Here is a 13118-nt window from a genome sequence, read left to right as displayed (position 1 = left end):
TTTATAGTTTATGAGGTAAAAATGGATAGTTCTCTTGTTCGTATACTACATCGTATAGCTGTTCAATAGGAGGGTATTCAGATTCTTCGGCAAATGTTACACACTCTTCCACTAAATCTTTTACTCTTTGATCAATTGCTTCGATTTCTTCTTCTGTAGCATATTTTTGATCTTTAATTACATCTAAAACTTGAGTAATTGGATCAATTTTTTTGTACTCTTCTACTTCTTCTTTCGAACGGTATAATTGTGCATCCGACATAGAGTGACCTCTATAACGGTATGTTTTCATTTCTAGAAAAGTTGGTCCGTCTCCACGACGTGCTCTGTCAATTGCTTCAGTCATTGCTTCAGCAACTTTTACAGGGTTCATTCCGTCAACTGGTCCACAAGGCATTTCGTATCCTAAACCTAATTTCCAAATATCAGTATGATTGGCTGTTCTTTCTACAGAAGTTCCCATAGCGTAACCATTGTTTTCAACAATGAAAACCACTGGAAGTTTCCATAACATAGCCATGTTAAAAGCTTCGTGTAAAGATCCTTGACGTGCTGCTCCATCACCAAAATAAGTCATAGTAACACCGCCAGTTTCAAAATATTTGTCTGCAAAAGCTAATCCTGCACCTACAGGAATTTGCCCTCCTACAATTCCGTGCCCACCATAAAAACGGTGCTCTTTTGAAAAGATGTGCATAGAACCACCCATACCTTTTGAAGTTCCGGTAACTTTTCCTAAAAGTTCTGCCATTACGCGTCTAGGATCAACTCCCATACCTATTGGCTGAACGTGATTTCTGTAAGCAGTAATCATTTTGTCTTTTGTCAAGTCCATTGCGTGCAATGCACCAGCTAATACGGCCTCTTGACCATTGTATAAATGTAGAAATCCTCTAACTTTTTGTTGGATGTATAATGCTGCAAGTTTGTCCTCAAACTTTCTCCAAAGCAGCATATCTTCATACCACTTTAAATATACTTCTTTTGTAACTTCTTTCATCTGAATTTTTCTTTTGCTAAAGTGTTATTGTATTATCAATTTGTACCTATAACGCAAAATAGTTTCCTCCCACAAATTTGCGAAATGCAAAAATAAGACATTCCAAGTAAGAACTAAAATTTAATAGGCAATTTTTGGAATTTTTACAAGAATTTTTTATCGAACATAAATGGAAGCAAGTTTTTCAGGGATTCTGATTTGTAAATTGCACCAATTTCTCCCATAAAATAGATTTCGATAGGGGTCTCTTGTTTGATTTCGTATTCGGCGATAGATTGTCTGCAAGATCCGCAAGGAGGAATCGGAGCTGTAGTTTGATTCGAGTCAGAAGCAGCTGTAATTGCCATTTTTAAAATTTTGGCTTCCGGATACACTGCTCCGGCATAAAAAATAGCGACACGTTCCGCGCACAGTCCCGAAGGATAAGCTGCATTTTCTTGGTTTGAACCTAAGACAATTTTACCGTTGTCTAAAAAAATTGCAACTCCAACTCTGAATTTTGAATAGGGAGCGTAAGCATTTTTTCGAACTTCAACGGCTTGCGTCATTAATTCCTGAATGTCATTTGGTAAATCTTGAATAGAATCGAATACTTTGAATTGAGTGGTAATTGTTATTTCTTTCATACTTTTTTAAGGAAAAAAAATCCAAACTTCATAGTGTTGAAATTTGGATTGTTATTTGTGGATTTTATTTATGTTTAATATTCGTCATATTTGTCTCCAAAATTGAAGGTAAGAGAAAAACGAAGCGTGTTCTCTAAAGGGTTTTTTACTTTTGATGCCGAGAATAAATACGAAACATCTACTTTGACAACATTGTATTTGAAACCTGCTCCAAGCGATAAAAATTGTCGAGCTCCTTTTAGAGGGCTTTCGTGAAAATATCCTAAACGCATCGCAAAGGAATCTTGGTACAAATATTCGGCACCTACAGCGTAAGTAACTTCTTTTAATTCCTCACTAAATCCATCAGGAGCATCACCAAATGATTCGAAAACACCGGAAGTCCACCCAATAGCACGGTAATTCTGGTTGTTTTGATTGCGTTCTTCAGTTGTTACGGTTCCGTCACCATTTAAATCAGGGTCTTGTGGTGTAGGAACTAACAATTTGTTAAATTCAACATTGACAGCAACCTTATTATAGTCGTCTAAAATAAAATCAAAACCAGTTCCAATTTTTAAATTGGCAGGTATGAAGTTATTGTTAAAGTCATCGTTGTCATAGCTGATTTTTGGACCTAAATTTTGGATATTAAATCCCGCTCTCCATCTTCCGTTGAATTCGTTGTACGCTATTTCTTCGGATTGGTAAAAACCGGCTACATCAACAGCAAATGTGCTTGCAGATGATGCGTCGTTATTATCTGAGGCCACTTTTAGATTTGAATTTATAAACCGTCCAGCAATAGCCATAGAGAATTTCTCGCTTAGCTTTAAGGAATAAGAACCATCAATAGCAAACTCGTTTGGAGAAACTATTCTAGGTGCTTCGTTAGGATCACCTGTTTCGCGTAATTCAATTTCACCTAAACCAAAGTAACGAAGGCTTCCTGCAAAGGCACTTCTTTCATTTAATTTTTGATAATAGGTCAATTGTCCTAATGATATATCATTAACCAGGTCAGTAAGGTAAGGTGTGTAGCTTATAGAAAATCCTTTTTGGTCCGTTGCAAAAGCATATTTAGCCGGATTCCATTGTTGTGAAAAAGCATCAGCTGATGTTGCAACTCCTACGTCTGCCATACCTGCAGCTCTAGCGTCGGCTGCAACTAATAAAAAGGGAACCCCCGGGTTTATAACTCTATCTTGTGCTTTTGTAAAAGAAATTACAAATAAAAAGATAAAAAGTAATGTTATTTTTTTCATTATTGTAGGAAGTTTTATTAAACAAATATAGTATTTTATTAAAGTATAACAAGTTTTTCAAATTTTTCAGTTTTCTTATTTGTTAGACTTGATTTGACGGTTAGTTTGTAGACATAAACGCCTTTCCCTATTTTATCTCCAAAATCATCTTTGCCATCCCAAGTGATTTCTTTTGATAAAAATCCTTCAGTTGTGATAATTTGATTTTTTGTCCAAACCACTTTTCCTGTTATTGTCATTACTTGAACCTGAACGTCCAATGGTTCAAATGGTCTGTTGTGTGTAAACCAAAACTCAGTATAATTAACGAACGGATTTGGATAATTCAACACATGTGTCAATGTTATCGTTTCATCACCTACAACAATAAACTGAATCTCAGCGGTTATCGGGTTGTTGTATACATCCCACGCTTTGAATGTTATAGTGTGTAATCCCGGAGCTAAATTGCGCAACGGAAACCGGAGAGTTCCACTTGTAAAATCGTCTAATGTTGTTTGATAATAATCATTCAGTACAAAGGGATTGCTTACATCTCCATCAAGAATAGCAACAATATCATGACCTATTCCGCTTGCCGTATTTATTCCGTTTTCATCTTCAAGCAGTGCAACAAGAAATGGGGATTCATTAGTTGTTCCGCCAGAAACAAAAGTCTCGTCATTCATATATAACTTAACTCTTGGACTAATATTGTCTGCGGTTGCATTTTCATTTATTCCGCCTATTTTTATTGTTGAATCATACCCGGTTTCGTTCTGTAATAACTGATTTTTTTTGGAATAAAAACTAATCCTTCCGTTGGCCAATGGAACTCTAATGTCTCTAGGTACAACAAAACTAAACTCAAACTGGCCATTAGTGACTGATGCGTTTCCTCTGAATATTGTTTCGCCTAAAACATTGAAATTAATAGGCGGACTATTACCGTCATTGTTATATGTTGTTCTTGAAACTGTTTTGTCAAAAATAGTTGTAGAAACTTCTCCGTTATAATTCGTCAACAAGTTATTGTTTTCATCTGTAACTTCTCCTGTCAGTTTCATTTTTGCCAATGATTTGAAGTCGTCGATGGTTTGGGTTACCGGAATGTCATTTACTTTAGTTAATCTAATTTTTGGTCTTGGAATTGCAAGCATCAATGCTGGATCGCCAATATAAAAAACAACATTGGTGGCTGAATTTGGATTGCTGTTTTTTGAAATTCGCAGCGCCTCTGCAATTGAAGTATATTGGTTCGAATTGTACGATAATAAATTTTTTGTCAGAGCGTCGTTGAAATTTTCTGCACTGAATTGTCCAATGGATCGAATGGTAGTAATCATTGCGATTGCTCCGCCTTTAGGATTCCAATAGGTATATTCTCCAGCGGTTGGTCTTAAAGGATTGTCAAAACGGGAAAATTCACAAGTGATAGTTATAAATAAAGGATACTTGTATTGATTGCTCAAGTTCTGTCCATCTGATTTTTCCCAAATGCGTTCGCCTGATAAGCCATCTTCGCCACCGTGTCCTAAATAATTAAAGACCAAAGCCCCTTTTTCGAAAGCATTGAAGAAGTCCGTTCTTGCTTTTGGATATCTGGAACCTCCTGCGGATGCTTCTTGGACATAAGAATCTAAAAGAATTTTAGTCACATTTAGAAATGGTTTTTCGGAAGCAATTGTATTTGCAAGGCTATTTTGTCTGTTTTGTAAACTGGCATCAGATGCTATGTCTGAATCATCAGAAACCAATGCGAAGTTATTTCTCCAGCTTCCGTAGGATTTCAAGTCGTGATATTCGATGACTTTATTTACCATTTCGTCAGCTTGTTTGGCATCATTCACCAGCATTCTGCCCACAGCAATATCAATTCCTCCAAAATACGAAACAACATTTCCTTCTGTAGCATCCATTAATCCAAAAAAATCATCTGAAGCAAAAGAGGATTCACCCGTAGTGCTACTGTTTAAGGCGTGGTAAATGGGTACGACATTAGTGTTGTTTGTGATTCTATTTTTAAAATCATAAGAGGCATCTCCAAAAAGATTGACAAACTTTACTCTTTTCTCCGGTGCCGAAGCATTTTCATAGATGTACTTAATGCAATTTCGGATTGCTGCAACATCTTGCTTTCCAGAAGAAAATTCTTGATAGATGGACTCTAATGAAATTACTTTTACATTTAAATTGGATTGGGTGCGATGAAAAGTGGCTAATTTTTCAGCTTGTGTGGCTAAAAAAGTGGGTGTGATAATCACGTAATCGATGTCTTGAAATTGACCTTGTCCGTTTTTTAATACTGTTCCTTTTAGGTTTTGATTAGTGACTTTTGATTTGGTATCTTTTAAAGGAGTGTAATAATCCGAAGCATCTAAAGCAATATATTTTCTGAGCTCTCCCAAGTTTGCTTTAAAATTTATTGTGCTTTGATTTGAGTTTTCGATTGTGGTTACATTATAAATATCGGTGACATCCCAAATTTGTGGAATATCTGTTGTGTTTGAAAGGCTGTAATTCACAATTCCAAAACTTGAATTGGATTGATCGTATTGAAAATGAAACTGTTTTCCGTAGCCTTGCAGTTTTCGCTTGGCGATAAGCCTGATGTTGTCCAGAAAACCTTTGGAACCCGGAACACCATTATTATTGTATTTCAATTTTATTTTTATGTTTTCGGCACCATTAAAGCTGGTGTTGTTTGGTAAAGAACCTAAATAAAACTCAGTTCCGGAATTATTGTTTAAAGCAGGAAAAGAAATAGTGCCAACTGCAGTTCCATTTGCAGTCACATTCAAAGTAGTTGGGGTAAATGCAGCTGAAGCGGCCGTTAATAGTACTTTTACAGGAGTTGAAGGATCAAAATTCGGAAAATTAAAATCGAATTCCTGTTCGTCTTTGACTTCAAATGATTCACCAAACCATTGGCGACCTAATCGCGCTACATTAATAAGGTCTACCTCGTGGTATTGTTGATTGTCAAAAGAAGTGATGTTTAAAGTGCTGCTTCCGGAAGGTTGAGCCATAGGAGCGATTCTTTTTCCATCGGCACCTTGAATAGTAATGTAATAATAAGACTTTGTATCGTACAGATTAGTAAAAGTCAAACTTTCTTGGTTCCAAGTGTCAACTCCTTCGGCATAAAAAAGAATATAATCGTCGTTGTTGAAAATTCCGTCAACTTCGCCATTGATTTGAATTGCGTTTTCGGATAGGTCGTTTGGATAAAAAATATTGTTTGATAACGGAAGCATTCGTCCTCCATTACCATAAATTTTTATTTTTCGCGGGTCTAATGTATTTGGGTCTAACCCTAATTGTTGTAAAAAAGTTTTAGTGATTTTATATACACCGGATTTTTCAACATAAAATTGATACCAGTTGCCTGTTGCTAAAACAGAATTGATGATGCTATTTGTGCTTGCGCTTTTGCTGGATTGTGATATTCTTGCAGTATTGGCGTCTACTTCATAGGAAAAAGACTTTATGCGTTTAAAACCGAAATCGTCCTTAATTATAGGTGAAAGATTGATAAAAGCGTCTTTGATATCTCTTGAAATGCTTACATTTAGAGATGCATTTATTGTTTTAGGAATATTTTCGGAAGCCAAATCACCAAGTTGTGAAGTTGTGATTGTTTCGTAAGCTACATTTGTGATTGTGACTTTCCCTTCGTTAAAAGAGATTGGCTCTTTTATTTTTAAGGTATAAAGCAATGCCTTTTGGGAAGCATCATAATGAAAATTATTTCCTGTAAATTGAGGGATAATGACTTTGAAATCGCCATAGGACATTTCTTTTTTATCTGTCCATTCAATGACTGCGTCACCTTTAATTTGAGCAAAAGAAACAAAAGGAATCAGGCATAAATAAGCCAAAAGTATTTTTCTCATCGTTTTTTTAACGTGATTAATAGTGAGTTATTATTTATCAGTAAAAATAAACCATTTCGTGTGATTTAAATAATAAATATTATAAATTTGCGTTTTGATATATAATTTATTGTTAAAATTACATCGGCGAAAATTATTTAAAAGTATGATGTTGATTAATGGTTAATTATTATATTGCGGCACTTAAATTATTACCTACTATTATTACCTACTAAAGAGTATGAAAGCAAACAAAATTATGGGCTTACGATTGTTGATATCAATCCTGTTAGTAATTGGTTTTTCCAGTTGCAGTAAAAAGTCCAGCTCCAAAAACACCTCAAGAGCAACCGGTTGGAATATGGACAGCAAAAAAGCAGGTTCAAGTAAAAAACAACAAGCAGGGCCAGGTTTGGTTTTTGTGGAAGGTGGTACATTTACTATGGGAAAAGTAGAGGATGATGTTATGCATGATTGGAATAATACGCCAACACAACAGCACGTTCAGTCTTTTTATATGGATGAGACTGAAGTTACAAACTCTATGTATTTAGATTACTTAGATTGGTTGAAAAGTGTTTACCCACCCACTGAAGAAAATTATAAAAACATATACGAAGGCGCCTCACCTGATACGTTAGTTTGGAGAAATAGATTGGGTTACAATGAAACGATGACTAATAATTATTTAAGACATCCTTCTTATGCAGAATATCCTGTTGTTGGAGTAAATTGGATTCAAGCAGTTGAATTCAGTAACTGGAGAACGCAACGTGTAAATGAAGCACTTTTGGAAAAAAACGGATATCTTAAAAAGAATGCAAAGACTTTAGATGTAACAGCTGACAGTAATTTTGATACAGAAACGTATTTGAATTCACCTACTTTGGCATACGGAGGAAATGAAGAAATTGTATTAAAAGGAAAAAATGGAGGTAAAAAAGCTCCTAAAGCTGGAAAAGACGGTAAAGTTATTGAGCCTAAAAATGTTTATGCACAACGCTCTTCTGGAATACTTCTTCCTGAATACAGACTACCAACTGAAGCAGAATGGGAATATGCAGCTGCTGCCGATGTAGGACAAAGAGAATACAATATCTATAAAGGTCAAAAAAAATACCCTTGGTCAGGAGGTTATACTCGTTCAGGTAAAAGACAAAGTAAAGGAGATCAGTTAGCCAATTTCAAACAAGGTAATGGAGATTACGGTGGAATTGCAGGTTGGTCCGATGATGGTGCAGATATTACCAATGAAGTTAAAAAATACCCTGCAAATGATTTTGGATTGTATGATATGGCTGGAAATGTTGCTGAATGGGTACAAGATGTTTACAGACCTATAATCGACAATGAAGCAAATGATTTTAACTATTTTAGAGGAAATCAATACACTAAAAATAAAATCGGAGCAGACGGTAAGGTTGAAATTGTTACTAAAGAGAATATGAAATTTGATACTTTAAGTAACGGTAGAATAGTTGCCAGAAAATTCCCGGGTCAAATTGCTCAAGTTCCTGTTGATGAAAAAGAGACGTATTTGAGACAGAATTTCGACAAAAGTGATAATACTAATTACAGAGATGGTGATAAACAATCTACCAGATATTATAACTTTGGATCTTCTGAAGCGGATACTGAAAAACAAAAAGATGAGAAAATCATGTATAACTCACCTAAACACAATGTTACTACAGACAGTTTAGGTAAAATGGTTAGAAAATATGATAAATCAAGCAAGAGAACAACTTTGATAAATGATGAAGTTAGAGTTTATAAGGGTGGTTCTTGGAGAGATAGAGCTTATTGGTTAGATCCTGCACAAAGAAGGTATTTTCCACAAGATATGGCTACAGATTACATCGGTTTTAGATGCGCTATGTCTAGAGTAGGGCCTAAAGCAGACAAGAAAAAAACAGCTAGAAATTAATTTTTTTATAAAATAAAAATAAAAGCCCTTTGATTAGGGCTTTTATTTTTTTAAATCGTTTCAAATGGATATTAGTTACATTCATAGTTTATTTTTAAAATGTAAATCGGTTTCGATTGATACCCGTAAGATTGAGTTCAACTCCTTATTTGTCGCCATAAAAGGGGAGCGTTTTGATGCTAATACATTTGCGAAAGAAGCATTAGATAAAGGTGCTTCTTATGTAATAATTGACGATGAATCTTATTTTATTGACCAAAGAACAATCTTAGTTGATGACAGTTTAATAGCCTTACAGGAACTGGCTAAGTTTCACCGTGAATATTTGAAACTCCCTATAATTGCCCTTACCGGAAGTAATGGAAAAACTACGACCAAAGAACTGATTCATGTTGTTCTTTCTAAAAAATTTAATATTAAAGCTACCGTTGGAAACCTTAACAATCACATTGGTGTTCCGTTGACATTGCTTTCGTTTAATTCAGAAACAGAAATTGGAATTGTTGAAATGGGGGCGAACCACAAAAAAGAAATTGAATTTCTATGTGAATTAGCAAAACCGGATTATGGCTACATCACTAATTTTGGAAAAGCGCATTTAGAAGGTTTTGGTGGTGTTGAAGGAGTGATTGAAGGAAAAAGCGAAATGTATCAGTACCTTTCGGTAAATGATAAACTTGCTTTTATAAATCTAGAAGATCCTATTCAAGTTGAAAAGTCAATGTCGTTAAAGGCCTATTCTTTTGGCATAAATAAAACAAACGCGAATGTAAATATTACCTCAGTCAAAGCAAATCCATTTGTGGCAATAAACTATTCTGATCTAACTATTTCAACGCATTTAATAGGCTTGTATAATGCCAATAACATCAATGCGGCGCTTACTATAGGAAAGTATTTTAAAATTGATGATATCGCAATAAAAGAAGCTTTAGAAAGCTATGTCCCTGAGAATAACAGGTCGCAATTATTGACAAAAGGAACTAACCAAATTATTCTGGACGCCTATAATGCAAACCCAAGCAGTATGGCTGTAGCTATTGAGAATTTTCTGCAGTTAGAGAGTTCAAATAAAGCAATGATTTTGGGAGACATGTTTGAGTTAGGAAGGGAAAGTCAGCAAGAGCATAAAGCAATAGTTGACCTGCTTTCGAATGAAGATAACGTGAAATGTTATTTTATCGGTTCAGCATTTTATGCCAATAAATTTGAAAAAAGCAACTTTTGGTTTTACAATACATTTGAAGAATTTTCAAATCATTTACCAATGACTGAATTCAATAATTGTACTATCTTGATAAAAGGATCCAGGGGAATGGCATTGGAGCGAACTTTAAATTTCTTGACATAAAGAACAGCTGTTTTTATAATAGAAATGCCATCATAGTAATTTATGATGGCATTTTTGGTTTTTATTAAATGCTCATTAGAAATCCAATTAGATTTTCTTTTTTATTGAGTCCTAGTTTTTTTCTCAATCGGTAACGTGCCAGTTCTACTCCTCCGTTTGAGATATTCATGATTTCGGCAATCTCTTTCGTTGACATATTCATTAATAGATAGGTTGATAAATCCAGTTCTCGAGGAGATATTGTAGGATATTTTTCCTTTAATCTTTTCAGGAAATCAAAATGGACATTCTTAATGTGTTTTTCTAAGTCTTTCCAGCTTTTGTCTGCATTCACTTCTTTGGTGATGCTTTTATTCAATTTTGTAAATTGAAACTTGGTAGAATCATCAAAAGATTCGACATTGATATCTTTTAATTTGTAAATGATGCCATTTAGGATTTTGTTTTTCTTAACTACTTGCAGCGAATTATTGACTAATTCTTTGTCCTTAGCTAAAATCTTAATTTGCAACTTGTCACTTTTTAATTTTTCGATTTCTTTTTCCAGTTCGTATTGTTCCTGTCTTATTTTTGATTCCTTTTCTAAATAAAGTCTTCGTTGTTCAATTGTCTCATAATATTTGTTTTTTCGTATCTTCATTTTTACTCTGTTGCGAATGAAAAACACAGAAGCAACAATTAGTAAAAGATAAAATAAATATGCCAAAAAATGCCTGTACCAAGGTGGGGAAACAGTAAAAGTAGCAATTGCTTCTTGCGATTGAATCCCATGACTGTTTCTCACTTTTAATTTCATTTTGTAATCACCTTCTCTTAAGTTAGTGTATTCTTTAATTGAAATGGAAGACCAAGCGCTCCATCGATCATCAAAACCTTCCAGTTGGTAGGAGAATTCTACATTCTCCAGATTTTCATAAGTTGGAGACGAGAACGTGAATTTTACGCGATTTGCTGAATAAGGTATTTTGAGCATGTCAATCTTATTTTGCCCGTTTCCTAAGATTATTGTATCTCCAGGATAAGAAAAACTTCGTATAAATGCTATTGGTTTTGACACGGAATAATTCTGTAGTTTCGGATTATAATGGGCTAAACCATCGGTTAAACCAATTAATATATTTTCAGGATTAATCGTGTTTACGGAGATGTAGTTGTTTACGAGATTGCCTGTTAAACTGGAAAAAGGCGCAATAGAGTTTTTATAAGTGCCATTTTTCTGTTTCATTAAAACGCCTAATGATTCGCTGAAAATATACCAGATATTACCATAATTATCTTCAGTTAAAGAATATATTTTTGGAACATCTTTAAATACCGCGCTAATTTTTTTATCTTCAAAAAACAAATCTTGTTCTTGTGAATACTTATAAAAACGATTATCTGTTTGAAAGTATACGTTGTTTTTCATTCGTTGTAAACTCCCTATTCCCTTAACTGAGTTGGATAGATTTTTATGTGTTTTTATAGATTTAAATTTGTTTAAACCATCTGATAGGGTTAGCTGGTAAAGTAAATTGTCTTTTTTTAACCATAAATTAAGCTCATCTATTTCAAATGTATTGGCCGATAGGTCAAATCCTTCTACTTGATTTTTATAGCTCCATCCGCCGGATGTTTTTTCAAATATGGTAAATCCGTAGTAGGTTGACCCAATTAAGTAATTAGGGCGGTTAGGAATTGGCTTAAAGCCAAAATGCCCTTTGTTGTCTAATGTTTTAATAACTTTTCCTCCCGAAACCAACAAAGCGCCTCTATTGTGAGCACAGATTAGCTGATCGTCTATCACTTGAATATTCCAAGCCTGACCTGTAGTTCCTTCAACAAGTTTAAAAGTGTCTTCTTTAATGCTATTGCTCCAAGAATGGTAAAAAAGACCTTGATTAGTGGCTACGTAAAGGTTTCCTTTATAAGCAGCAGAAGCATAAACGGTACTTAAATCATAACTGAAACCAAAATAGGTAAATGGAGAATTTTCATTAATAAAGGCAATTCCATTGTCTAGTCCCAGCCAAAGGTTGTTTTTACTGTCAATAAATGAAGTCAGTACGGTGTTGTTTTGCAATCCCTTTTTATGATTGATGTGCTGAATTATATTTCCGTTTAAGTCGCAAATGATCATGCCGTCTAATACGGAATTCAGAATGATGAACTTATCTTTTATAGTTACCCCGCCAAGGGAACTGTTTTTTTTGATAAAATAATTTGCTTCGGTATTCCATGAAGTGATTTTTTCATTGTCATATATAAAAAGCCCTTTGTCTAAAGTTGTAATAAGTATTTTATTATCTGGCATAGGGAACATTCCCCAGATTTCTGTAGTGTTCAAAACGGTAGTTCCTTTTAACGGAAACAATTTTCCATTTTTATATTCCAATATTCCTGCAGAAATATCCTGAAAATAAAGTTGGTTTTTTACGTGAAATGAAAACTGAAATCTGTTTGGGGATTCCAGTAATTTAAGCTTCTGGTTTTTGAAAATATAGGCTCTTGTGAACGATTGAAATAGTACTTCTCCTTTGTGAATATGAATTTTCCAGATGAAGTCAATTGCCTTGATGTTGTCCTTGTTTATTAGTTTTGAAACTGAAAAATAAACCAGTTTTCCTTTAGAATCAGCTTTGAAATATCCAAATTCATCATAGCCTCCAACAAAAATTCTCCCGGAGTCATCAATCTTCAAACATCTGATAGCAGATAAATTTGGTAAACTGTATTTTTTCCATGATGATCCGTCAAATTGGAAAAGACCATTATTATTCGCAAAATATAAATTGCCGTTTTTATCTTGATCTATGTTCCAGTTTTGAGTACCACCTTTATAGTCGGTTCTTTTATAGTTTCTAATTTCCGGCAAGCCAATATTTTTCACCTGTCCATAGATTGTTGTAAAGGATGATAAAATCAAAAAAATCAGAATATGGAGTTTGGTAAATCTCATGATTGAAGTCTAAGTGTAATGAGTTGATTGTTATTAAAAAAGGGCAATTATTATTGTTTATAAAACGATGGTTTTTCAATGAATTCAATAAATAAAACGCAATTTCTCTTTATTTCATAAATGTAGTGGTTTTTATTTAAATTAACATTTAAATAACAAAGCAAAAAAATATTTAATC

The 13118-nt window shown here is 34.2% G+C and carries 7 protein-coding genes; 2 read left to right on the top strand and 5 right to left on the bottom strand.

Going from position 1 to position 13118, the window contains the following annotated elements; genetic code table 11:
- Position 1: 1 nt before the first annotated feature.
- From pdhA to porU, 4 genes are all read right to left on the bottom strand, one after another.
- Positions 2-1000 (bottom strand): pyruvate dehydrogenase (acetyl-transferring) E1 component subunit alpha, encoded by a 999-nt coding sequence (gene pdhA, locus CLV00_RS01775; RefSeq protein ID WP_099713541.1) that lies wholly within the window; start codon positions 998-1000, stop codon positions 2-4.
- Between the two features lie 143 nt (positions 1001-1143).
- Complete coding sequence (cdd, locus tag CLV00_RS01770; protein ID WP_099713540.1) at positions 1144-1626, bottom strand: cytidine deaminase; 483 nt, start codon at positions 1624-1626, stop codon at positions 1144-1146.
- Positions 1627-1700: 74 nt separating this feature from the next.
- Positions 1701-2870 carry a type IX secretion system outer membrane channel protein PorV gene (gene porV, locus CLV00_RS01765; RefSeq protein WP_099713539.1) on the bottom strand — a complete coding sequence of 390 codons (1170 nt, stop codon included), beginning with the start codon at positions 2868-2870 and terminating at the stop codon, positions 1701-1703.
- A gap of 38 nt (positions 2871-2908) precedes the next feature.
- On the bottom strand, positions 2909-6745 hold the full coding sequence (porU, locus tag CLV00_RS01760) for a type IX secretion system sortase PorU (protein ID WP_099713538.1): 3837 nt from the start codon (positions 6743-6745) through the stop codon (positions 2909-2911).
- Between the two features lie 220 nt (positions 6746-6965).
- Between porU and gldJ the strand changes: the two genes are divergently transcribed.
- Both gldJ and murF read left to right on the top strand, forming a co-directional pair.
- Positions 6966-8651 carry a gliding motility lipoprotein GldJ gene (gldJ, locus tag CLV00_RS01755; RefSeq protein ID WP_099713537.1) on the top strand — a complete coding sequence of 562 codons (1686 nt, stop codon included), beginning with the start codon at positions 6966-6968 and terminating at the stop codon, positions 8649-8651.
- Positions 8652-8715: 64 nt separating this feature from the next.
- Complete coding sequence (gene murF / locus CLV00_RS01750) at positions 8716-10002, top strand: UDP-N-acetylmuramoyl-tripeptide--D-alanyl-D-alanine ligase (protein WP_099713536.1); 1287 nt, start codon at positions 8716-8718, stop codon at positions 10000-10002.
- A gap of 64 nt (positions 10003-10066) precedes the next feature.
- On the opposite strand, the gene CLV00_RS01745 is transcribed toward murF, so the two are convergent.
- Positions 10067-12940 (bottom strand): triple tyrosine motif-containing protein, encoded by a 2874-nt coding sequence (locus CLV00_RS01745; RefSeq protein ID WP_099713535.1) that lies wholly within the window; start codon positions 12938-12940, stop codon positions 10067-10069.
- Positions 12941-13118: the final 178 nt, after the last annotated feature.

Origin of the sequence: Flavobacterium sp. 11, from assembly GCF_002754315.1 — a bacterium.
Taxonomy (GTDB): domain Bacteria; phylum Bacteroidota; class Bacteroidia; order Flavobacteriales; family Flavobacteriaceae; genus Flavobacterium; species Flavobacterium algoritolerans.
This window is presented reverse-complemented; position numbering and strand designations above follow the sequence as displayed.